18 protein-coding genes are annotated in these 22694 nt (G+C 40.9%); 8 read left to right on the forward strand and 10 right to left on the reverse strand.

All coding sequences use genetic code 11. The features are described 5' to 3' along the window. Positions 1-86: 86 nt before the first annotated feature. The 7 genes from BUB08_RS18750 to lepA all read left to right on the forward strand — a co-directional run bounded on the left by BUB08_RS18750 (position 87) and on the right by lepA (position 8471). Positions 87-1004, forward strand: coding sequence for a sugar phosphate isomerase/epimerase family protein (locus tag BUB08_RS18750; protein ID WP_073003453.1), 918 nt, complete (start codon positions 87-89; stop codon positions 1002-1004). 7 nt (positions 1005-1011) lie between these two features. Continuing rightward, entirely contained in the window at positions 1012-1335 is a 324-nt protein-coding gene (locus BUB08_RS18755; RefSeq protein ID WP_073003480.1) for a MazG nucleotide pyrophosphohydrolase domain-containing protein, read from the forward strand. 1 nt (position 1336) lies between these two features. Continuing rightward, a complete protein-coding gene (yiaK, locus tag BUB08_RS18760; RefSeq protein WP_175550047.1) occupies positions 1337-2344 on the forward strand; it encodes a 3-dehydro-L-gulonate 2-dehydrogenase in 1008 nt (335 codons plus the stop codon). 225 nt (positions 2345-2569) lie between these two features. Then, positions 2570-2950, forward strand: coding sequence for a BlaI/MecI/CopY family transcriptional regulator (locus BUB08_RS18765; RefSeq protein ID WP_073003454.1), 381 nt, complete (start codon positions 2570-2572; stop codon positions 2948-2950). 3 nt (positions 2951-2953) lie between these two features. Continuing rightward, positions 2954-4600 carry a M56 family metallopeptidase gene (locus tag BUB08_RS18770; protein ID WP_073003455.1) on the forward strand — a complete coding sequence of 549 codons (1647 nt, stop codon included), beginning with the start codon at positions 2954-2956 and terminating at the stop codon, positions 4598-4600. Between the two features lie 148 nt (positions 4601-4748). Further along, positions 4749-6122, forward strand: coding sequence for a Gfo/Idh/MocA family protein (locus BUB08_RS18775; protein ID WP_073003456.1), 1374 nt, complete (start codon positions 4749-4751; stop codon positions 6120-6122). A 561-nt stretch (positions 6123-6683) separates the two neighbouring features. Beyond that, a complete protein-coding gene (gene lepA, locus BUB08_RS18785; RefSeq protein ID WP_073003458.1) occupies positions 6684-8471 on the forward strand; it encodes a translation elongation factor 4 in 1788 nt (595 codons plus the stop codon). 60 nt (positions 8472-8531) lie between these two features. Here lepA and BUB08_RS18790 read toward each other — a convergent pair whose 3' ends face one another. The 9 genes from BUB08_RS18790 to BUB08_RS18830 form a co-directional block, all read right to left on the reverse strand. Next, entirely contained in the window at positions 8532-9629 is a 1098-nt protein-coding gene (locus tag BUB08_RS18790; RefSeq protein ID WP_073003459.1) for an alanine racemase, read from the reverse strand. A gap of 3 nt (positions 9630-9632) precedes the next feature. Next, positions 9633-11063 (reverse strand): nicotinate phosphoribosyltransferase, encoded by a 1431-nt coding sequence (locus tag BUB08_RS18795; RefSeq protein WP_073003460.1) that lies wholly within the window; start codon positions 11061-11063, stop codon positions 9633-9635. Positions 11064-11153: 90 nt separating this feature from the next. Continuing rightward, a complete protein-coding gene (locus BUB08_RS18800) occupies positions 11154-12431 on the reverse strand; it encodes an adenylosuccinate synthase (RefSeq protein WP_073003461.1) in 1278 nt (425 codons plus the stop codon). 165 nt (positions 12432-12596) lie between these two features. Further along, positions 12597-13040 carry a Fur family transcriptional regulator gene (locus tag BUB08_RS18805; protein ID WP_073003462.1) on the reverse strand — a complete coding sequence of 148 codons (444 nt, stop codon included), beginning with the start codon at positions 13038-13040 and terminating at the stop codon, positions 12597-12599. Positions 13041-13109: 69 nt separating this feature from the next. After that, on the reverse strand, positions 13110-15347 hold the full coding sequence (locus BUB08_RS18810; protein ID WP_073003463.1) for a RelA/SpoT family protein: 2238 nt from the start codon (positions 15345-15347) through the stop codon (positions 13110-13112). A 145-nt stretch (positions 15348-15492) separates the two neighbouring features. Continuing rightward, complete coding sequence (locus BUB08_RS18815) at positions 15493-16623, reverse strand: glycosyltransferase (RefSeq protein ID WP_073003464.1); 1131 nt, start codon at positions 16621-16623, stop codon at positions 15493-15495. Then, positions 16620-17078 carry an NUDIX hydrolase gene (locus BUB08_RS18820; RefSeq protein WP_073003465.1) on the reverse strand — a complete coding sequence of 153 codons (459 nt, stop codon included), beginning with the start codon at positions 17076-17078 and terminating at the stop codon, positions 16620-16622. The genes BUB08_RS18815 and BUB08_RS18820 overlap by 4 nt, the downstream gene beginning before the upstream one ends. Beyond that, the gene (miaA, locus tag BUB08_RS18825) at positions 17071-17982 is read right to left on the reverse strand and encodes a tRNA (adenosine(37)-N6)-dimethylallyltransferase MiaA (RefSeq protein WP_073003466.1); all 912 of its coding nucleotides are present in this window, start codon (positions 17980-17982) and stop codon (positions 17071-17073) included. The genes BUB08_RS18820 and miaA overlap by 8 nt, the downstream gene beginning before the upstream one ends. Positions 17983-18079: 97 nt before the next feature. Further along, positions 18080-18595, reverse strand: a complete 516-nt coding sequence (locus tag BUB08_RS18830) for an IS1096 element passenger TnpR family protein (RefSeq protein WP_073003467.1) — start codon at positions 18593-18595, stop codon at positions 18080-18082. 386 nt (positions 18596-18981) lie between these two features. Between BUB08_RS18830 and BUB08_RS18835 the strand changes: the two genes are divergently transcribed. Then, positions 18982-20229 (forward strand): ABC transporter permease, encoded by a 1248-nt coding sequence (locus tag BUB08_RS18835; RefSeq protein WP_073003468.1) that lies wholly within the window; start codon positions 18982-18984, stop codon positions 20227-20229. A gap of 52 nt (positions 20230-20281) precedes the next feature. Here the strand turns inward: BUB08_RS18835 and gap are convergent, their stop codons facing one another. Then, positions 20282-21289, reverse strand: coding sequence for a type I glyceraldehyde-3-phosphate dehydrogenase (gene gap / locus BUB08_RS18840; protein ID WP_073003469.1), 1008 nt, complete (start codon positions 21287-21289; stop codon positions 20282-20284). Positions 21290-22694: the final 1405 nt, after the last annotated feature.

Below are 22694 nucleotides of genomic sequence, written 5' to 3' on the forward strand. Positions count from 1 at the left end.
AACGAAACATTCATTTCAGATTCGAAAAGATTTTTTCGCAGCTTTTGAAAAAGAACCATTAAATTAGGCTGATTAAATTGTTTAATATGAACTATTCCGAATCCCGAAGAAACCTTCTGAAAGCACTTTTTGTAGCGCCTGTCTTGCCTGCAGCCGGCTTTTTTCAATCCTTTGCGGAGGTTGAAAATAAGCAGGTCGGGTTTTCGCACAAGTTCAAACTCAGTTTGAATGTATATTCATTTAACAGCTTGTTGCGAGCCGGAAAAATAGATCTGTTTGATGTGTTGGATTTTTGTGCCGAACATAATTTCGATGCAATTGATCCTACAGGTTATTATTTCCCTGGATATCCACAGGTTCCCACAGACGACTATCTAAACAGGTTTAAACGGAAAGCCTTTTTGCTGGGGTTGGATATTAGCGGAACCGGAGTGCGGAATGATTTTGCAAATCCGGATTCTGCTGCGAGAAAAGCCGACGTGGAGATGATAAAAAAGTGGATTGAGGCTGCCGCCAGACTGGGGTCTCCCAATCTTCGCATTTTCTCTGGTACAAACCCTCACGAGGGATATTCGCGGGAGCAGGTTTTCGAATGGATGGCAAAAGATATCAGGGAATGTTGCGATTACGGGAAACAGTTTGGCGTGGTTGTGGCTTTGCAAAACCACAATGATTTTTTGAAAACCTCTGCCGATGTAGAGCGTATTTTTGAGATGGTAGATTCTGAATGGCTGGGATTGAATCTCGATATTGGCAGTTACCGGCAAACCGATCCCTATCAGGAAATAGCAAAGAATATTCAGTATGCAGTAACCTGGCAAATAAAGGAGAATGTGTGGATTGACGGAAAAGAAATCCCAACAGATTTTGTAAAACTTTTTCGAACAATAAAGAGAGCCGGATACCGGGGATATTTGCCTTTGGAAACGCTGGGAGCCGGAGACCCTTTTGAGAAGATTCCTCGCCTGTTGGATAATGTAAAAAATGCACTTCAAAATAGTTAATTTTAGTATGCCCGAATTAAAAATAAACCCTGATTTGAAAGATTTTCAGGAGTATGTAAAAGAGTTGGAGATTGAACGCGGATTTGCTCCGCAAACAATAATTGATAAGTGCCTTTTGATGGGAGAAGAAATGGGCGAATTGTTTAAGGCTGTAAGAAAATCGGAAGGGCTTTTGGTGGATGCTGCGTCTGATTTTTCTGAAATAGGCGATGAGCTGGCTGATATTTTTATTTACGTTTGCGCCATTGCCAATCGGAAAAATATTGATTTGGAGGCTGCATTTCGGGCAAAAGAGGAGAAGAATAAGAAACGAACCTGGAAAGCGATTTAGCATGCAAAATATCAAAGTTCCGTTTGCGGAGATGAAATCTGAGTTCCAAAGAATTTTGTTAAAGACTGGTTTTTCTGATGAAAAAGCGGAGGCCTGCGCCCGTATTTTTGCAGAGAATAGTCTGGATGGAATATATTCACACGGTGTGTATCGATTTCCACGATTTGTGGATTACATAAAACGGGGGTTTGTTCAGGTGGACGCTGAGCCCCGGTTGGTTCAGTCTGTTGGAGCGTTGGAGCAGTGGGATGGTCAGTTGGGGCCGGGGCCGCTAAATGCAGTTTTTTGTGCCGAACGCGCCATTGAGCTGGCCCGTGAAAACGGCTTGGGATGCGTGGCCATCGCAAATACCAACCACTGGATGCGCGGTGGAACTTACGGTTGGCTGGCTGCAAAAAAAGGATTTGCTTTTATCGGCTGGACCAACACCGAAGCAAACATGCCGGCGTGGGGAGCTAAAGAAAGCAAGCTGGGCAACAACCCTCTTGTTTTTGCTGTGCCCTATGGAAAAGAGGCAATTGTGCTCGATTTTGCCATGACTCAGTATTCTTACGGAAAAATGGAAGCGACTCAGCTCGAGGGAAATAGTCTGTCCTATCCGGGCGGATTCAACATGAACGGGAATTTGACCAATCAGCCCGGTGAAATTCTGGAATCGCGGCGTGCGCTGCCAATCGGGTACTGGAAAGGTGCCGGGTTGTCGTTACTTCTTGACATTCTGGCAACTGTTTTGTCTGCGGGTTTGCCCACCTGTAAACTGAGTAAACAGGAAGCTGAGTTTAGTGTTTCTCAGGTTTTTATTGCTTTTAGTCTTGACCAAATCAACAATTTCGCTGCAATTAATAAAACAATAACTGGAATTATTTCAGATTTGAAAGTATCAGAACCGGAAAAACCGGGAGGCGAGATTCGTTTCCCGGGAGAACGGGTTTTGAAAACCAAAGCAGAAAACCTGAAAAATGGAATTCCGGTAAATGAAAAGGTGTGGAAAGAAATTAGGAATTTGTAACCTGTCTGGAAAAATTTCTTCTCAGTTTCAGAAGTTTTTTACTCGTGAAGATCCCGAACCCCAAAATTTAGCCTGAAGAATCTCCTTTTTGTTTGTGCTAATCTATTTATAACAAGTGGTTTGTTGAATACTACTATTTTTATAGTAATTTTATTACAAAGATAGTTTTATTTCTAATTTATTAGTACTATATTTGTAGTAGACAAATTGGAAATTCAATTAAAGATGAAAACACTTACAAAAGCGGAAGAACAGATTATGCACATCCTGTGGGACCTTAAAGAAGGTGTGGTTAAAGATGTGGTAGAAGAATTTGAGGAGCCACGACCTGCTTACACAACTGTTGCCACAGTGTTGAAAGTGTTGGAAAACAAAGGTTTTGTTTCGTGCCGGAAAATAGGGAACACCAACCTGTTTTTTCCTTCGGTAACAAAAAATGAATACGCCCGTTTTCAGTTTGGATCCTTGCTGAAAGACTACTTTAACGGTTCATTTCCTAAACTTGCTACCTTTTTTGCCCGCGAAAACAACCTGGATATAACCGAGCTGGAAGAGATGCTCAAAATTACAGAGAAAGAATTGGAAAGTAACCCGCCAAAAGAATAGGCCATGGAATCGATATTTGTTTTTCTGATAAAAGCATCTGCCGGGATTATTCTTTTCTACCTGGTTTATTTGCTGTTTCTTCGGAAAGAAACTTTTCATAATGCCAACCGGTGGTTTCTGCTTATAGCCCTCATTTCGTCGGTTGTGCTTCCGCTGTTCCCGATTCATTACCTGGTAGTAGCGGAGCAGGTGAGTAGCGCCAATGTATTTACGGCAATTCCCGATACTTTTAAACATATTCCGGTGATTTCAGGTCGGGAGCAGGCTGCCTCGGGATTCAGCTGGCAACTGGCAGTAATAACCATTTATTTTGCCGGCATTATCATTTTTGTATCGCGGTTGTTAGTTCAATCGTTCACGCTTATTCATTTAATCGTGAAAAAACGGGCAAAATCAACAAACGGAATTTACATCGTTGAAAACGAGAAATACAACGTTCCTTTTTCTTTTTTTAATGTGGTTTTTATTAATCCGAAATTACACAAGCAGGAAGACCTGCCGGAAATTCTGGCTCACGAACAAGTGCACATTCGTGAGAATCACTGGTTCGACCTGCTTATTATAGAACTGTTAACAGTCATCTTTTGGTTCAATCCGTTTATTTGGTTCTTTGAACGATCAATTAAACAGAATCATGAGTACCTGGCCGACAAAGGAGTCCTTGCGCAGGGGCACAATTTGGGCCGGTACCAAGCTTTATTAATTAACCAGTTAATGGGCGTGCAGGTAATTGGCGTAACCAACAATCTGAATTTTGCCCTTAACACAAATCGATTAAAAATGATGACGAAAACGAAAGCATCTGTCATTAGGCAGATGAAATTTGCGTGGGTTTTGCCCGCTGTGGCGCTGCTGCTTTTTGCATTTGCCGAACCCGATTACCGGGTTGGCGGGCAGGAAAATGAAAGCGGAAGCACTCCGGCAGAGGTTGCTCTTGTTTCACTGGAATCCGTTAAGATGGCCGGCGTGATAAAAGATGAGGCAGGCAAGCCACTTCCCGGAACTTCGGTAATTATAAAAGGAACATCCGTTGGGACTGTTGCCGACAGGGCGGGAAAATTTGAATTGAGCATTCCCGAAGAGTCTACAATTGTATTATCGTATGTAGGGAAAAAAAAGGTTGAGGCCGGTTATGCGGAAATTACATCCGGTTCGAAAAAGGGAAATACTTACAATTGCGAGTACGTAATGGAAGACGTGGTTATTGAAATTCAGAACAACACGTACGACGGGAAACAGCAATTGTCGCCGCCACCACCACCGCCACCGCCAGTTCCTGCTACTAAAAAAGAAGTAGAAAATACTCCGCCACCACCTCCTCCATTGCCTTCACCCAACGAGGAAAAAACAATATTCTTTGTTGTGGAAGATATGCCTCAGTTTCCTGGAGGTTATGCCGCCCTTCAGAAATATTTTATTGAAATGCAACACAAAATTGCACAGTCAAAAGGAATAAAAGGGAAAGCCAAAGTGGCATTCACGGTAGACGAAAAAGGTAAAGTAACAGATGTTAAAGTACCAGAAAAAGATAACGAAAAAGCGGCAGAAGGGGCAATCGAAATTGTTACCGGAATGCCCGACTGGACTCCGGGAAAGCAACGCGGGAAACCGGTTCCGGTGAAGTACCTGCTCCCGTTAAAATTTGAATAGCAAAATAGAACACACCCCTCACCCGGAACCCGGCGTTTCCGGGTGATTTCTTTATATCACTTCCCGGAGATTCATTCTGCAATCTCTTTTCTGTTAAAAATCAATTTGTTAAATTGAACCCTTAATAAACCAATTAAATTAATTGAATATGACACTGAGAAGGGACTTTATTAAAAAGAGCCTTGCCGGAACCGCAGGAATTGCCATAGGCGGACTGGGGTTTAGTGCTAAATCTTACGCCTCCATAATGGGAGCTAACGAAAGAATTACAATGGCTGTTGTTGGAATTCGCGGGCAGGGGAACGGGCATATAGGAAAATGGTGTTCATTGAAAGAAAACCGGAATGTTTTTTTGAAAACTATTTGCGATGTGGACGAAGATCTTTACGGCGAACGAGCAAAGAAAGTGCAGGATGCCATTGGAACCAGGCCGGTTACCGAGTGGGATATGCGTAGGGTTTTTGATGATAAAGATATTGACGCGGTTTCGTTTGCAACGCCTAATCACTGGCACGCATTGGGTACCATCTGGGCATGCCAGGCCGGAAAACATGTGTATGTTGAAAAGCCTGCCAGTCATAATGTTTTCGAAGGACGAAAAATGATTGAGGCTGCCCGTAAATACAATGTTCGGGTGCAGGTGGGTTTCCAAAATCGTTCGATTGCCAATGTGATGGAAGCCATGAAATTTTTGCATGACGGCGGAATTGGAGATGTGTATATGGCCAAGGGGCTTTGCTATAAACCACGCGATTCATTCGGCATGGCGCCCGACAGTATGCCTCCTGAAAATTTGCATTACGACATGTGGCTTGGTCCTGTGCAATGGCGTCCGTACAACGAAAAAAGAGGACATTACAACTGGCACTGGCATTGGAATACCGGAAATGGAGATACCGGAAACCAGGGGCCACACCAATTCGACATTGCCCGGTGGGGACTGAATAAAGACGAACATCCGGTTTCGATTTTTTCAACGGGAGGAATTTATGGAATTAGCCCAAAAGAGTGTTCCCAGGAAACACCAAATACTCAGACCTCTTTATTTACTTACGAAGACGGCAAAGTTTTGGAGTTTGAAACCCGTGGCAGATTTACTCATGGAGAATCAAGTCTCAATATAAAAATCGGCAATATGTTTTACGGAACAGATGGGTATCTCGAATTGAACGGAAGCACCTGGAAGGCATTTCGGGAAAGGGAGAAAGAGCCTTTTGCAGGTTCTGCCAAAGCGTCGTCTGAAGTTCCACAGGATCCGACTTTTAGAGCGGCTCCGGGTGGTGCAGAACATTATGCAAATTTTATCGATGCAATTCGTTCCGGCAGCAATTACGATTTACATTGCGACATTCGCGAAGGCTTTTATTCTTCGGCGTTGCCTATTTTGGCAAATATTTCTTATCGGTTAAAACGTGAGCTTACTTTCAATGGAAATTACGAAAAGTTTGCCAGCGATCCCGAAGCTGATATGATGTTGACTCGAAATTATAGAAAACCTTACGTGGTTTCAGAAGAAGTATAAATTGGCAATGGCCTGTATAAAAATGTCCGGTTTGTATTGAACCGGATTTTTTTGTTAAAAGAAAACCCCGGAGCCTCTGCCCCGGGGTCAAAACTAAACCTAACTAAACCAAACTTATGAAAAAACAGCAAATTGCTTGTTGTAATCTGTACCAATAAAAACGAATGAACGTTTAAAATTGTTTAATAAATTGTTTTCATGACTGTCTTTTGTTTATCAAATAGTGTGCCAGACGGCATTCCGAGAGAAATAAAAAATGAAATTTGAGAATTATTTTTTGAAAAAATATTGCTTTCGTAAACTTCATGTAAAATCGACAACAGGGAGAAAGAGTCTAAAAAAGGTAAAAATGGTTTGGGCTGATTCCCGTGTTGCAGGGCTTGTTAAAGCTAATGGACTGAACCGGAGTGCCTCTTTTTGATCTTTATGAAAATCGAATGGAAAAAACAAAATAGCAATTGATCGTCAAAAGAGAATTTTGTACAATTCTCAATATCAAAAAATAGATATCTTTGCGTGAAATTTATTGGAGCCATTTAAGCAATAGAAGGAAAGGAGTTTATGGATAGCATTCGCAATTTTTGCATTATAGCACATATTGACCACGGAAAAAGCACGCTTGCCGATCGCATGTTGGTGCATACCAAAACAGTAGGAGAGAGAGAAATGCGTGATCAGGTGCTCGATAGTATGGATTTGGAACAGGAACGTGGGATTACCATTAAGAGCCATGCCATTCAGATGGATTATGAGCATGAAGGGAAAACGTATAAGCTTAATCTTATTGATACTCCCGGACACGTCGATTTTTCTTATGAAGTTTCCCGCTCGATTGCAGCATGCGAAGGAGCTTTGCTTATTATAGACTCAACGCAGGGAATCCAGGCTCAGACTATCTCAAATCTTTATCTCGCGTTGGAGAATGATTTGGAAATTATTCCGGTACTCAATAAAATGGATCTCCCCAACGCCATTCCCGAGGTGGTAGAAGATCAGGTGATTGATCTCATTGGTTGCGACAGGGAAGAGATTATTCATGCCAGCGGAAAAACAGGAATGGGTGTTGAAGAAATTCTGGAGCGGATTATTGAAAAGGTGCCGCCACCAAAAGGCGATCCCGAAGCTCCGCTGCAGGCACTTATTTTCGATTCTGTGTTTAACTCATTCAGAGGCGTAATTGCCTATTTTAAGATTCTGAACGGCCAGATAAAAACCAAAGATTTGGTGAAATTTGTGGCTACAGGAAAGCAATACGATGCAGACGAAATTGGGGTTTTAAAACTTAATATGGTTCCTAAAAACGTGTTGTCTGCCGGAGATGTGGGCTACATAATTTCAGGGATTAAAACTGCCAAGGAAGTAAAAGTTGGTGATACGATTACCCACGTAGAAAGTCCTTGCGACAAGGCAATTTCTGGGTTTGAGGAAGTAAAACCAATGGTATTTGCCGGAATTTATCCGGTAGATGCAGACGATTACGAAGACCTGCGGAGCGCCATGGACAAACTTCAGTTAAACGATGCATCGCTTACATTTGAGCCCGAGTCGTCAGCTGCGCTTGGCTTTGGTTTTCGATGCGGTTTTCTGGGACTACTGCACATGGAGATAATCCAGGAAAGGCTGGAGCGTGAATACGACATGAACGTTATTACCACGGTTCCTAACGTTTCTTATCTGGTGCATTTAACAGACGGAAATACGGTAAGAGTTTACAATCCTTCCGGGCTGCCCAATCAAACTGTTATCGATACTATTGAAGAACCTTACATCCGGGCGAGCATAATCACTTCTTCCGACTTTATCGGTCCGGTAATGAATCTTTGTCTTGATAAAAGGGGTGTTCTGATTAATCAAAGTTATTTGACTGCAGAACGGGCAGAATTGGTTTTTAACCTGCCGTTGGGCGAGATTGTTTTTGACTTTTACGATAAGCTGAAAAGTATTTCGCGTGGATACGCATCGTTCGATTATCACATGAACGGATATAAACCGGCTAAACTGGTGCGCCTCGATATTTTATTGAACGGTGAAATGGTGGATGCGCTTTCAACACTTACTCATTTCGACAATGCTTATCCGTTTGGAAGGCGAATGTGTGAAAAGTTGAAGGAACTGATTCCGCGTCAGCAGTTTGATATTGCCATTCAGGCAGCAATTGGAGCGAAAATTATTGCTCGGGAAACCGTTAAAGCGGTACGAAAAGATGTGACTGCCAAATGTTATGGTGGTGACATTTCCAGAAAACGTAAACTGCTTGAAAAACAGAAGAAAGGGAAAAAACGGATGAAACAGGTAGGAAACGTGGAAGTCCCACAAAATGCCTTTTTAGCCGTATTGAAGCTGGATTAACCAGCTGAGAAATTTCTTTTTGTTTTTGAAGGCGATGCTCAATTTGTAAAGCAGGTTTTTCTATGTGTTTATCATGGGAATTTCTTCACCTTCTGTAGTGAGGTATTTGCGGGCAAGGTTGGCCGTAAGGCACGAATGGATTGGCACAACCTCAACCAGATCTCCAATCTGAATCAGGTTAAAGCTTTTTTGAGACACTTTGATAATGCCGTGTTCCTGGGATAGTTTGGAAAGGTAGTTGCGCTCGCTTAAAAGCTTTTCCTCTCCGTTATTACGAATATAAATACGTCCGAAAAAGGGTTTCCCGTCGACGTTTATAAGTGATTCGCGCGAAAAGTGAATGGCTCCGCCATAGATAACTATTTCACTACGCGACGGGTGTTTTGCAACTACGGGGCAAACCATCCGAACGGCAATATCGTCAAGGCTGCAAACGCCCAGGTTGTATTGCATTAAATCGTAAAACACAAAATTACCGGGCCTTATTTCGTCAACTCCGTTAAAGTTGGTGCATAAGGTGCACGACGGAGTATCTCCAATGCTCACTTCTATATCCGGAAACCTGCTTTGATATTTTTTCTTTAGATTTTTGAGTTTCAGAAGTGCGTCAAAATGGCGACTGAAAATTTCGTTTGTAGATAAGGCACTGTATGTGTGCCCGGCGTGAGTGAGAAATCCTTTGAACGTGATTTTTTTATTATTGGAAAGAATCTCCAGAATTGAATTTATTGTTCCTGTTTTTGACGGGTCAATTCCCGTGCGGGTTGCCCCGGTATCAATTTTAAAAAATACGCCCACCGGATTGGTAGCCCTTTTTGAAAGGGCAGTGGCGGCTTCTCTGTTCTCAATCAGAACATTTAGTTTTATGTTGGCTGCCAGTCTGTTAATGTTCCCAATTTCCAGAATATTTAAAGGAAAAGCAATGGTAATGTCATTCCAGCCGTTTCGGGCAAAATACTCGGCCATTTGCACCGAAGAAACAGTAATGGCGTCTACTCCGAATATTCTGAACCAGTCGCCTATTTTTGCAGACTGGTGGGTTTTGAAATGGGGCCTGAAACGAAGCTTGTGAGATTTCGCTTTCTGTGCCATTTTTTCAATATTCTGAAGACAAACGTCTTTGTTAATAACCAGCGTGGGGCGAATAATTTCTACCATTTTTTAAACCGATGATTTTTTTAGCAACTGTTTTGTTAGTGCGTCCCGGGTTTCCATCAATTTTTGTGAAATTCCAACTTTATAAATGTGGGGGCTGATAAATCGTTTGTGTTCTTCAGGGAGCAGCTCGCTCCTTTTGCTCAGGTACTGGTGAATTTCGTCAGTGCCTTTTTGCTCCCGAATTATTTCTCCTGCCTTTACAACAGTGTTTAAAAGAGGTTCTTTATGAAGGTGAGTTATCTGAGTTTTCCTTTCCGGATAAACGGGATGAAATATAAATTCGGCTTCTTCCGGATTTTCATCGGCCACCAGAATTGCATCGCGGTAAAAAGTGCCATCATCGCCGAAACATCTGTAAACTTGCTTTTTGCACGGCAATGTTACTTTCTCAATATTTTCCGAAAGCTTCATTTTTGGTCGGCCGTTTATTTCAACAAGTTTATAAACGCCATCAAGTGCGGCATCGCTTTTCCCGGTAATAAGTTCGGTTCCTATTCCAAAACCGTCAATTGGCGCGTTTTGATCTTTTATAAGACTTTTTACCACGTATTCATTTAGTTGGTTCGAAGCCAGTATTTTTACGTATTCCAGCTTGGCGTCATCCAGCATTTTTCGGGCTTTTTTACTCAGATAAGCCAAATCACCGCTGTCGAGCCGGATGGCCTGCATCTGATTGCCTTCTTTTTCCAGCTCCTTTGCCACGGTGATGGCGTTGGGAATGCCCGACATCAATGAATCATAGGTGTCAACAAGCAAAATGGTGTCTTCGGGGTGAGTTCTTGCAAATGCCCTGAAGGCTTCCAGTTCTGTGTCGAAACTTTGAATCCACGAGTGCGCCTGTGTTCCGGAAAGCGGTATGTCAAACAGTTTTCCTGCCAGTACGTTTGAAGTGGAAGCAGCGCCTCCGATTTTTGCCGCGCGACTGCCGTGAATGGCTCCCAGCCCTTGGGCTCTGCGCAGTCCAAAATCGGAAAAAACTTTGCCGTTGGCCACCAGTTTTGTCCGAAATGCTTTTGTGGCTACAAGCGATTCAAAGTTGAGTATATTCAGCAACATGCTTTCGATGAGCTGGCACTCAATTATGTTTCCTTCAATTTGAAGCACCGGTTCGCCTGGAAACATGATTTCACCTTCGTTGGCACTGATGATATTGCCTGAAAATTTGAAGGTCCGAAGGTACTCCAGAAACTCTTTATTAAAGCCCTGTTCTTCTAAAAAGGCAATATCTGTTTCGTTAAAAGTATATTCCAGTAGTAATTTTAAGAAGTCATGAAGACCGGCAAAAACAGTAAATCCACCTTGGTAGGGATTGGTGCGGAAAAAGTAATTAAATGTTGTGGTGTCATCTTTTTTGCCGCAGTAGAAATATCCCTGAGCCATTGTTAACTCATAAAAATCGGTGTAAAGCCCCCAATGATTCGATGATATAGGCATAGCGAAAACTCAAATAGATTCCGAATGCCTAAAGATAACGAAGTATCCGGCATTAAAAGAAGTTTGGGGGTATATTTTTTCGGGTAATTTTTATTCCTTGTCGAGGAAAATAGTCTGTTCCCGGTTTGGACCAACCGATGCGATGGTAACCGGAATGCCCATTTCGTCTTCAATAAAACTGATGTAATTGTTTAACTCTTCGGGGAATTCATTCTGCGTTTTAATTTTCGTCAGGTCGGTTTCCCATCCGGGCAATTCTACAAAAACAGGTTTTACATCATCGGTGAGTTCAAACGGAAAATCTTCAATTACTTCCCCGTTTATTTCATAACCCACGCAAACTTTTATTGTCTGGAATGTGTCTAGAACGTCGGCTTTCATCATAATAAGCTCGGTTACACCGTTAAGCATTACCGAGTATTTGAGAGCCACAAGGTCGAGCCAGCCGCAACGGCGCGGACGACCTGTTGTAGAGCCAAATTCGTGGCCTGCATTGCGCAAGTCATCACCGGTTTTGTCAAGCAATTCGGTTGGGAAAGGACCCATTCCAACACGTGTACAATAAGCTTTGAAAATTCCGAAAACATCTCCGATTTTCTGCGGAGCCAATCCGAGGCCGGTGCAAGCTCCTGCGCAAATTGTATTTGAACTGGTTACAAACGGGTAAGAACCAAAGTCGATGTCCAACAATGTACCCTGTGCACCTTCTGCCAGCACCGATTTTCCTTTTTTAAGCAAGTTGTTAATAAAGTGCTCGGTGTCAACAATCTGGAACGATTTTAATACTTCCACTCCTTCGAACCATTCCTGTTCGCACTCGTCGAGGATTTTTTCATAATCGTAATGAAAAAACTCAGCGAGCATTGTTTTATGGTTTTCTATCCGCTCCTGGTATTTGTTGCTGAAGTTATGCAACAGGTCGCCCACACGAAGTCCTTCGCGACCAATTTTATCTTTATAGGTCGGACCTATTCCTTTTAATGTAGAGCCGATTTTTGTTTTCCCTTTTTTCTGTTCCGATGCAGCATCTAAAATCCTGTGCGTTGGCAGAATTAAATGTGCTTTTTTAGAAATGTACAGGTTTTTTGAAAGCTCAACGCCGATTTTTTTCAGCCCTTCAATTTCTTTTTTGAAGACAATGGGATCGATTACCACACCATTTCCGATAATGTTGATTTTATTTTCGCGGAAAATTCCGGAAGGGATGGTGTGAAGAACTTGCTTGATGTTGTTGAATTCCAGTGTGTGCCCGGCATTCGGACCTCCCTGAAAACGGGTGATAACATCGTATTTCGGTGTTAAAACATCAACTACTTTCCCTTTTCCTTCGTCGCCCCATTGCAGGCCTAAAAGTACGTCAACTTTCATTTCTTTTTTATAAAATTCATTAATAAAGCCGTAGCAAATTACCCGTTACAACGGATATTCATACGGCGTTTTAATCAAGTTTTAAAAGTACAAATATTTTCGGTTGACAAGGCATAAAAGATTTTAATAAAAGGGGGATTTTATGAATTGGTAATGTGAGCGCGGTTAGCTTTTTTTAACCGGCTGACCATAAATGTAAAGGGTGTGATGAGAAAGCTTGAAATTATTTTTTTGACACGTGTCTTCGATGATTTCCCTGATTCTGGGATCGAAGAATTCTACCACTTTCCCGGTGGAGGTGTCAATCAGATGGTCGTGTTGCATGGTTGCAAATGCTTTTTCGAACTGGGCAATATTTTTTCCAAACTGGTGCTTAACAACCAGCTTGCATTCAAGAAGCAGATCGATGGTATTGTACAGTGTGGCACGACTGACTCTGTATTTTTTATTTTTCATCGAGATGTACAGCGACTCAATATCGAAATGGCCGTCCCGCGAATAGATTTCATCAAGAATGGCAAATCTTTCAGGAGTTTTCCTATGCCCGTTTTTTTCCAGGTATTCGGTAAACATATTTCTTACGGTCTCCCTGGTTTTGTGGCTGTTCATACTTTAACCCTTTTAAAAACAAGCATCAAAAATAGAAATATTTTTTTGATTATTAAGACTAAATAAAAATTAATCACTGAGGTTTTCATCCCGAGAAACACGGTCAATCCCTTTTATTTTTTCGAGCCGTGCAATTAGGAGATGAAGATCGTCTGCATTGTGGATGTACAGGAACAAATCGCCTTCAAAAATACCTTCGTGCGTATCGAATTTTACAGAGCGCATGTTAATGCTGTGTTGTTTTGAAATAACGTTTGTTACTTCGTTAACAATTCCAACTCTGTCGAATCCTTCGAGGCGCAACCGGGTGAGGTACGATTGCTTTTTAAACTTGGTCCATTCGGCTGCAATAATCCGGTTGCCGTGGCTCGACAGGAATTTTTCCACCTCTCTGCACCCGGTTTTATGGATAATTACATGGTCGTCGGTAGATAGGTAGCCGATTACTTTATCACCGGGAATAGGGTTACAGCACTTTGCCAGCGAATAGGTAACATTATCCTGCGCTTCTTTAAGCAGAAATGTTTTGTGTCTGTCTATTTTGTTGTTCTTATTTTGCTCCTCTTCTTTTGCTATTTCTTCCGGCGATTCTTCCTTTTTCTTTCGGCTGAATGTAATGTTCCAGTATTTAACCAGTTTGTTGGGCGATTTTTTTCCCAACACTTCATCCAGGTTATCCAGTTCCAAAAATCCCATTCCAACTTCGGAATAAAGCTGGTCTTTATTATTCAGATTAAAATGAGCTATTATTTTTTTCAGATTGTTGGACGTAATTGGCGCTTTTGCATTCTTAAGCGCTTCTTCTACAATTTCTTTACCTTTGTCAATGTGCTCTTTTTTTTCCAGTTTGAAAGCGTCCTTGATTTTTGAACGGGCTTTCGCCGTGGTGGCAAACTTCAGCCATTCCAACTTCGGAATTTGTTTTTCGGAGGTAAGAATTTCAATTTGATCTCCGTTCTCAAGAACGTGGCTGATGGGAACCAGTTTGAAATTTATTTTCGCCCCGATGCACTTGTTTCCCAACTCGGTGTGAATTTCGTACGCAAAGTCAATAATTGTTGAACCGCGAGGCAGTGAAACCATGTCGCCTTTAGGAGTAAACAGGTTTATTTCTGATGCGTAAAGATTCAGCTTGAAATCATCGAGAAACTCGAATGCATCTGATTCAGGAGAGCGCAGATGTTCCCTGATGCGTTCGATCCAAGTATCCAGTTCGTTTTCGAAAGTGCTTATGTCTTTGTAACGATAGTGGGCGGCAAATCCGTGCTCGGCAATTTCGTCCATTCGTTCTGTCCTGATTTGCACTTCCACCCATTTCCCCTGTGGCCCCATAACAGTAACATGCAACGATTCGTAACCGTTTGCTTTTGGCATGGTAATCCAGTCTCTTATGCGGTCGGGCTTTGGTTTGTAAATATCTGTTACAAGGGACAGAACGTCGAAACACTGGCGCTTTTCAGAAATCTGTGGTTTTGCTTTTATAATAATGCGGACAGCGAGGATGTCGTAAATTTCGTTGAAAGTAATTCCCTTCTTTTGCATTTTCTGCCAGATGGAATAAGAGGATTTTAACCTGTTGGTTACCGTACTTTCAATTTGTTCTTCTTCCAATTCCTCTTTAATGGGGCGGATAAACTCGTTAACCAGGTAGTTGCGTTTTTCTTCCTGGTTGTGTAACATGTAAAGAATTTTGTTGTATTCTTCGGGGTGTTTGTATTTAAAACTGAGTTCTTCCAGATCTGTTTTTATGGCGTTGAGTCCGAGCCTGTGGGCAAGCGGCACATACAAATAAAGAGTTTCGCCGGCTATTTTTATTTTTTTATGAGGCGGCATGGAGTCAAGGGTCTGCATGTTGTGCAGCCGGTCGGCAATTTTAATGAGGATAACCCGGATGTCGTCCGAAAGGGTCATCAGCATTTTCTTTAACGTAAGAACCTGCCGCGAATCGAAATCACCCGAAAGCTTGGTGAGCCCGTCGACAATGCGGGCAACTTTTTCGCCAAACATGTTCTCAATGTCGTTTATGGAATATTCTGTATCTTCCACAACATCGTGCAAAATAGCGGCGCAAATAGAGGTGGCTCCCAGTCCAAGGTCTTTGGCTACAATTCGGGCAACTGCAATAGGATGAATAATATATGGTTCGCCCGATCTTCGCTTAATGCCGTCGTGCGCCGCATTGGCGAACCGGAATGCTTTATCGATTCGTGCCAGCCGCTTGTCATCAAATTTGTCTTTAATAACATTCAGAAAATCCTGGTAGCGGTCGTCTATCTGCCGTATTTCAGCTTGTGTAAAATGCTGCAACTGTCTTTTTATTAATTCGTTCGTAGCTTATCCCCTTTCCTTTTCAAACTCTTCAAAGTTTTTAAATTTTTGGCTTTTTGCCAATCAATAACATATAAATAGCAAAGTTGTTAACTCATAATTAATTCTGATTGGTATTCTTTTGCTATAATTTTTTGTACAGGCTGAGAATCGATTCTGTCATTTTATCCCAACTGAACCGTTCTTTTTCTTTTATGGTGTTTTGCGTAAATGCATTTGCCCGGTTATTTTCGAAAAAATCGGTTAATGCATTTTTTATTTCTGTTACGTTGGGGGGCACAACATACCCTGCTTTTCCGTGTGATATAATTTCTGAAAGCCCTCCAACATCGGTAACAAGCATTGGTTTATTAAAATGATATCCGATTTGGGTAACTCCGCTTTGCGTGGCCGATTTGTATGGCTGAGCCACAATATCTGCTGCATTAAAATAGTTTTCCACTTCTGAATTTGGAATGTAATCGGTTTTTAGAATGACTTTGTTGCGAAGATTTAACTCATCAATCAGCTTCAGATATTTGGTCTCATCGGCATAAAACTCTCCGGCAACAATCAGTTTAATGTTGTTTTTGTCAAAATATTCGTTTGCAATTGCGTGCAAAAGTAAGTCAAGCCCTTTGTAGTCCCTGATAAAACCAAAAAACAGAATGTATCTGAACTGAGCATCCAGGTTAAGTTTTTGAAGCGCAGTTTCTCTGGATTCAATATTGCCGTAATGATCGTAAATGGGGTGGGGCGAGAATTTTTTTTGCTTTGCCGAATCAAACAGATTTAAGTCGTTTAAAACGCTTTTCGACATGGCAATAAAAGCATCCACTCTGTTTACAAAATAGTTGCTCAGAAGCTTGTCTCCCGGCCTTTTTTCGTGTGGAATAATGTTATCTACAATTGAGATAATTTTTGTGTGCCCGTTTTTCCTGACCATTCCGCAAATTGTTCCCAGGCTCATGGCCATAAACGGCAACCAGAATCTGACAATTAATAAATCGGGTTTATATTTTTTGATTTTATTTCCTGTTTTTAGCCAGTTTAAAGGGTTCACTGAATTTACCTCCTGCGTAACCGGAAAATCGAACGAAATGTTGTCGTCAGAAAATTGCGTTTTCCCGGGGAACAAAAGTTTGGGGTATTGTAACGAGAATGAAACGATATTTACCTCGTGCCCCTCGGCAACGAGTTGTTTTGCCAGCCGCTCGTTTAGCGCGGCAATGCCTCCTCTCAGCGGATGCGCAGGCCCCAAAATGGTGATTTTCATAAATACCGTTTTTTAAGTTCTTCTCCCACAAATTTATCAATCGGGAACGATAAATTTTCAATTTTTAAATCTTTTAATTTAACATACCTGAAACTTTGTTTACCGTTCTCCATTTTGTCAAAATCAAAAGGTTTTTCTGACAGTTTAAAACTCAACGGATATTTTAGGTCTGCCAGGTAATAAATACTGATGAGTTGCTTTTTTTCGAAAAAAAGTGCTTTCTGAAAAAAGTCAGTGGTGTAAAAATGACGAATGTTTTCAATTTTCTGCCCGTTGCATTCTTCGCTGAATTCTCTTCGCAGGCAGTCGATGGTTCCCTCTCCGTATTGTAGTCCACCGCCAGGGAATTTGGTCATTTTTGTATTCATCTGAAACTCGTCAGTCAGTAGAATTTCGTTTTTGTTGTTTAAAATGAGTCCGTAAACCCGGACAATAAATTCGGAGGATTTATCCATTTTTGCTGATGTTTTCCGTTATAAAATCAATGAGCTGGTTTGTCTCTTCCGGGTTGAACCAGTTCATTTCAGGATCGTTTCTGAACCAGGTAAGTTGTTTGCGGGCATAGCGGCGGGTGTTGCGTTTTATCAGTTCAATGGCTTTTTCTCTTGAAATGTCACCATCAAAATAATTGAAAAATTCTCTGTAGCCAACGGTGTTTAGTGCATTGAGCTCTTTGTGCGGATAAACAGCGCGCGCTTCTTTTTCGAGTCCCGCTTCTGCCATTTTTTCTACGCGACGGTTTATTCGCTGATGAAGTTTGTCGCGGTCGCAATTCAGTCCGGTTTTTATAATGGCAAACGGGCGTTCTTTTTTTGGAGAGGAACGAAAAGATGAGTATGGTTTTCCTGTCATCAAACAGATTTCGAGAGCGTGTACAATCCGGGCCGGGTTTTTTAAATCCACCTTAAAATAGTATTCCGGATCCAGCCTTTTTAATTGGATGCGCAGGCTTTCAATTCCTTCTTCGTTTAAGCGCATTTTTAAGTTTTTCCGCAGTTCTGGATCTACATCGGGCATTGTGTCGATTCCTTTGCAAACGGCATCTATGTATAGCATTGAACCACCGGTTAAAACAACTGTATCGAAGTTTTTGAATAGCTTTTCCAGTAAATCAATTGCATCTGTTTCGTACCGGCTGGCGTTGTATGTCTCGTAAACCGAGTGGGAGTGAATAAAATGATGCCTTACTTCTGCCAGTTCTTCGGCGGAGGGAACAGCCGTTCCGATGGACAACTCTTTGTAGATTTGTCGTGAGTCGGCAGACACAATTTCTGTGTTGAAAAACTTTGCCACTTCAATAGCGGTTTTTGTTTTTCCGACTGCAGTTGGTCCGGTTATTACAATTAACGTTTTTGCCATGTAGTGTAATTTCAGGGCAAATTAAGCGCAAAAAAAGGACTGTCCAAAAAAATGAACAGTCCGTAATGATTTTAATTTACCTCTTTAGAACAGAAGATTAATAATCTTCCATTTCACCGTAAAGTTCTGTGTAATCATCTAAAATGCCAAAATCCATTAAAACCTCTTCTTCCTGAAGTTTGGCTGAATCCTGTGCAGGAGAGTCGTCTCCCAAAATCTGCACCGGAGCTTCACCCTGTTTCAGAGTGATTAACGGTTCTTTGAGATTTTTTTCCATAACAATTCCAGTTAGTTCTATAAATAATGATCTGTCATTAATCAAATCAAAAGTGTACGTGATTTTTTGCGCTTCTGATTGAATTAAGTCAGATAATTTTGTTTTTTGCATAGTGTGGTAAATTCCTCCGTTCAGTCCCAAATCCAAAAGAGAAACCTCCTGTTGTTTTCTCCCGTTTATATCCGAAAGAAAAAACGATGCCAGTTGGTGTGATTCAAAATCGACACCTTGTTGTATAATCGTATGAAATTCGAGGAATGTATTTTTCCCGTCTGCTTCCACAGCAAGTTGGAAGTTTTTAGATTCAGGCGAAGTAATTCTAAATTTACAAATCATAACTTTGAACTAATTCTTCTTACGACCAAAGTTAAAAACCTTTTCATTCAAAAAGCAAGAAGAGAAACCTCCCGAACTTCGAGAAAATTGATGAGCAGGTTCTTTTTTGCCTTTATGATTTGGACGATAATTGGTTCAAAAAATTGATTTTTAACAGGTTTTGGTATCCTTGAAGAAATGTTTTTGAGGCATTTTTTTACTGATTTTTGGCCCTTTTAAAAAATGTTAAAAAACATTAAGCGATAAAAATTATCGAACAATACCGTCGTCTGTTCGTCAAAAATTGGGAATTTATTGGCTGATTTGGGGTGTAATGTTCTTTAACTTTGCCTCACTAATAATGTAGTTTTGAAAGTCTCGGTTAAACCTGTCAAAAAAAGAAAAAAATGCGTAGAGCGACTTTATTCGCTGAAAATATGAGGATTGCGCTTCAGTCTATTCGTTCGAATCTGTTGCGTACCGTATTAACGGTTCTGATTATTGCCGTTGGAATTACTGCTTTAATAGGAATTCTGACCGCAATTGATTCAATAAAAAATTCCATTACAAAGGAGTTTACGTTTATGGGGGCTAATACTTTTTCGCTGACCAGCAGGGGAATGCGCGTGCAGGTGGGTGATCAGCAGTACCGCACCAAAAACCATTCGTACATTTCGTATTACCAGGCAAAAGCTTTTAAAGAGCAATACGATTTTCCGGCGGTAACCGCTATCTCGGTTCATGCTTCGGGCAATGCAACGGTAAAATACGGTTCTCAAAAAACCAATCCTAATATTAGTGTGCGCGGCATCGACGAGGATTATTTGCTTACGGCCGGTTTCGAAATTGAAAAAGGGCGAAGTTTTAATAGCTCTGAAATAACCGACGGGCGCCCAGTTGTGTTGCTGGGTAGCGATTTGGTGAGGCTGCTTTTTAAAAATGGAGAGGAGGCTTTGCAGAAGGTGGTTAGCATTGGCAGCGGAAAATATAAGGTGATTGGAATATTGAAAAGCAAAGGCAGCGGGATGGGGATCAGTAATGATTTGGTTTGTTTCATCCCATACACAAACACGCGCAATTATTTTTCGAGGCCGAATATGAATTTTGCCGTACAGGTGATGGTTCCCCGCGCCGAAATGTTGGATGTTGCCATTGGTCAGGCGGAGGCTGTGTTTAGAAATGTGCGGGGGCTTGATCCGCTGGACGAATCGGATTTTAATGTTGAAAAGAGTGATAACCTGGTGAATATATTGCTGAATAATGTAAAGAATATTTCCATGGTTGCCACCATTATTGGGCTAATTACTCTTTTTGGTGCGGCAGTCGGGTTAATGAATATTATGCTGGTGTCGGTAACTGAGCGCACCAGAGAAATTGGCGTGAGAAAAGCCATTGGTGCTACAGGCTCTACAGTTCGGGAGCAGTTTTTAATGGAAGCGATTGTTATTGGCCAGATTGGAGGTGCGCTTGGAATTGTGTTGGGAATACTCGTCGGGAACCTGGTTTCGGTGCTTATTGGTTCTTCTTTTATTATTCCGTGGGTTTGGATTATTGTAGGAGCAGTTTTGTGCTTTGTTGTTGGAATTGTTTCGGGCTATTACCCGGCACAAAAAGCGGCTCGCCTCGATCCCATCGAATCATTAAGGTATGAATAAAAAAAAGGATGCCGAAAGACACCCTTTTTATACCATATATTATATAGTGTTGTTATTTTACTGAATCCATGTATTTGATCAGTTCAACAACTTTGTTTGAGTAACCCCATTCGTTATCGTACCAAGAAACAACTTTAACGAAGTTGTCATTCAGGCCGATTCCAGCACCTGCATCAAAGATAGAAGTACGGGCATCACCCAGGAAGTCGTTAGAAACCACTGCATCTTCAGTGTAACCTAAAACACCTTTCAATTCGCCTTCAGAAGCTTCTTTCATTGCAGCGCAAATTGCTTCGTAAGAAGCAGCTTTATCCAAACGTACAGTCAGGTCAACAACTGAAACATTAGGAGTAGGTACACGGAATGACATTCCGGTAAGTTTTCCGTTAAGGCTAGGAATTACTTTACCTACAGCTTTAGCAGCACCTGTTGATGAAGGGATAATGTTTTGTCCTGCGCCACGGCCACCGCGCCAGTCTTTTTTAGACGGTCCGTCAACTGTTTTTTGAGTAGCAGTTGTAGCGTGTACTGTTGTCATCAAACCTTCGATAATACCAAATTTGTCGTGCAATACTTTTGCAACCGGAGCTAAGCAGTTGGTTGTACAAGAAGCATTTGAAACGAAAGTCATGTCGTTAGTGTAGCTTTTGTTATTTACACCCATAACGAACATCGGAGTATCATCTTTTGAAGGAGCAGACATGATTACTTTTTTAGCACCGGCTTCGATGTGTCCCTGTGCTTTTTCTTTTGTCAGAAACAAACCTGTTGATTCAACAACGTATTCTGCACCAACTTCGCCCCATTTCAAATCGGCAGGATTGGGAACTGCAGTTACACGGATTTTTTTGCCGTTTACAACAAGCATCCCGTCTTCAACAGCTACTTCGCCATCAAATTTTCCATGAGTTGAATCGTATTTCAGCATGTAAGCGATGTAATCAGGATCAAGCAAGTCGTTGATTCCAACTACTTCTACGTTTTCGTTTGCTACAGCAGCACGGAAAACCAAACGGCCAATACGACCAAATCCATTAATACCTATTTTAATTTTTGACATAGTAGTGTAAGTTTAAAATTTATATAATGTACTATCTGTTTTAATTACTTCAGGTTAATTCCTGAATCAGAAACAAATACAAATTAAATACTAAATTTTCACAGTGTCAAATCTGTTTCTCAAAAATGGATTTTAGGTTTTTAACGTTAATGTTAATTTAATGAGTGTGTCCTCACTTTTTTTTGGTGTCGATTTGGACCTGGCTGAAGATTGCTCTTGCATGCTTTGATTTTTCTTGTGTTTTCGTATTAAAAAGAGGGAAAGGTGTTCTTTTGCGTTTTTGTGTTTTTATGGTTTAGTTTTTCGGCGGTGCAATTTTTGATTTTCTGTTTTTGATTTTGCTTTGTTTATTGAGTTTTTCTCGGGGGATTTGCGGTGTTCTGGAAAAGATTCAATTCTCAGCGGGGTATTTTTGAGCTAACATGTTTTTTTTCAAAATATTATTGGTGATTTTATTGAACAAAAAAATGAAGCAACTAGAGAAGGGTGTGAATTTATTGTTTCTGCGAGCGGTTTTTTGCTGAAATATTTTGGACTCCCAAATAATTTACGTGTAAGGTGGGGTACAAAAGAGTCCTTTGTTTTGTGGCTGCTATCTGATCGTGTCAGGTCTTTTTTTGTTTTGTTACGCCTTGTACTCAATTTTTTTTGGTGCTTGTTCGGAGTATGCCGGGCATTTGCATGTTTTGCATGAGCTCAAGGAAAAGGCGAGTAAAATTAATCCAAAAAGTAGAAGGAAGACGGTGGCTTTTATAGACCGGCATCCGAGTTTTTTTGACTTTTCTTTCATTGGTATAAAATTTTTTGACTTCTGAATGTTTAAGAACATACGAAGACATTCAGAAACTCGCATAAATTTCAATCATCTCTTTTTGTGAATTTTGAATGACGAAAATTCATGTCCATTTCATAATGTAAATTTAAATGAACTCGTTGAAAAAGCTGGCCTGAGATAGAAAATTTGTGTTGAAATATTTCCCAAAAGCATAAAAAATCTTTTCACGGCTTCTATTTCACAAAAAAAAGTTTTTTTTATTGTAAATAATTAAAAAAATTGAAGTAAAATTGCACAAAACAAAATGTGAATTGGCTTGTATCTGTCAAAATAAATGCTAACACAACGAGGTGTTTGTCAATACAGGCCTGTTGATAACAAAGGGAAAAACAGAGTATTTTATTCAGCGATTCGTTTGTACATTGCTGATTATTTTATACGTTTGTATTTGTTTGTCCCGCTGCATGAAAGGACGATTTTTACTAAAATAATGATTAAAAGATTAAATAATTTAAAATCAATCAATCAATTAAGTTTATTAGTGATGCGTTAATCTAAATCTGTTTGATCGTAATTGTTTAATATATAATTTACTACGAGCGTTCTTTGATTTTTTGATTTGAAATGAGA

This window comes from Mariniphaga anaerophila, assembly GCF_900129025.1.
Lineage (GTDB): Bacteria > Bacteroidota > Bacteroidia > Bacteroidales > Prolixibacteraceae > Mariniphaga > Mariniphaga anaerophila.

Excerpts from the sequence above, each read along its gene's own strand:
- BUB08_RS18765 (WP_073003454.1), top strand. The coding sequence starts at position 2,570 with ATGAAAACACTTACAAAAGCGGAAGAACAGATTATGCACATCCTGTGG.
- BUB08_RS18755 (WP_073003480.1), top strand. The coding sequence starts at position 1,012 with ATGCCCGAATTAAAAATAAACCCTGATTTGAAAGATTTTCAGGAGTAT.
- yiaK (WP_175550047.1), top strand. The coding sequence starts at position 1,337 with ATGCAAAATATCAAAGTTCCGTTTGCGGAGATGAAATCTGAGTTCCAA.
- BUB08_RS18800 (WP_073003461.1), bottom strand. The coding sequence starts at position 12,431 with ATGAAAGTTGACGTACTTTTAGGCCTGCAATGGGGCGACGAAGGAAAA.
- BUB08_RS18790 (WP_073003459.1), bottom strand. The coding sequence starts at position 9,629 with ATGGTAGAAATTATTCGCCCCACGCTGGTTATTAACAAAGACGTTTGT.
- BUB08_RS18820 (WP_073003465.1), bottom strand. The coding sequence starts at position 17,078 with ATGGATAAATCCTCCGAATTTATTGTCCGGGTTTACGGACTCATTTTA.
- BUB08_RS18805 (WP_073003462.1), bottom strand. The coding sequence starts at position 13,040 with ATGAACAGCCACAAAACCAGGGAGACCGTAAGAAATATGTTTACCGAA.
- BUB08_RS18795 (WP_073003460.1), bottom strand. The coding sequence starts at position 11,063 with ATGCCTATATCATCGAATCATTGGGGGCTTTACACCGATTTTTATGAG.
- BUB08_RS18835 (WP_073003468.1), top strand. The coding sequence starts at position 18,982 with ATGCGTAGAGCGACTTTATTCGCTGAAAATATGAGGATTGCGCTTCAG.
- BUB08_RS18815 (WP_073003464.1), bottom strand. The coding sequence starts at position 16,623 with ATGAAAATCACCATTTTGGGGCCTGCGCATCCGCTGAGAGGAGGCATT.
- gap (WP_073003469.1), bottom strand. The coding sequence starts at position 21,289 with ATGTCAAAAATTAAAATAGGTATTAATGGATTTGGTCGTATTGGCCGT.
- lepA (WP_073003458.1), top strand. The coding sequence starts at position 6,684 with ATGGATAGCATTCGCAATTTTTGCATTATAGCACATATTGACCACGGA.
- BUB08_RS18750 (WP_073003453.1), top strand. The coding sequence starts at position 87 with ATGAACTATTCCGAATCCCGAAGAAACCTTCTGAAAGCACTTTTTGTA.
- BUB08_RS18775 (WP_073003456.1), top strand. The coding sequence starts at position 4,749 with ATGACACTGAGAAGGGACTTTATTAAAAAGAGCCTTGCCGGAACCGCA.
- miaA (WP_073003466.1), bottom strand. The coding sequence starts at position 17,982 with ATGGCAAAAACGTTAATTGTAATAACCGGACCAACTGCAGTCGGAAAA.
- BUB08_RS18770 (WP_073003455.1), top strand. The coding sequence starts at position 2,954 with ATGGAATCGATATTTGTTTTTCTGATAAAAGCATCTGCCGGGATTATT.
- BUB08_RS18830 (WP_073003467.1), bottom strand. The coding sequence starts at position 18,595 with ATGATTTGTAAATTTAGAATTACTTCGCCTGAATCTAAAAACTTCCAA.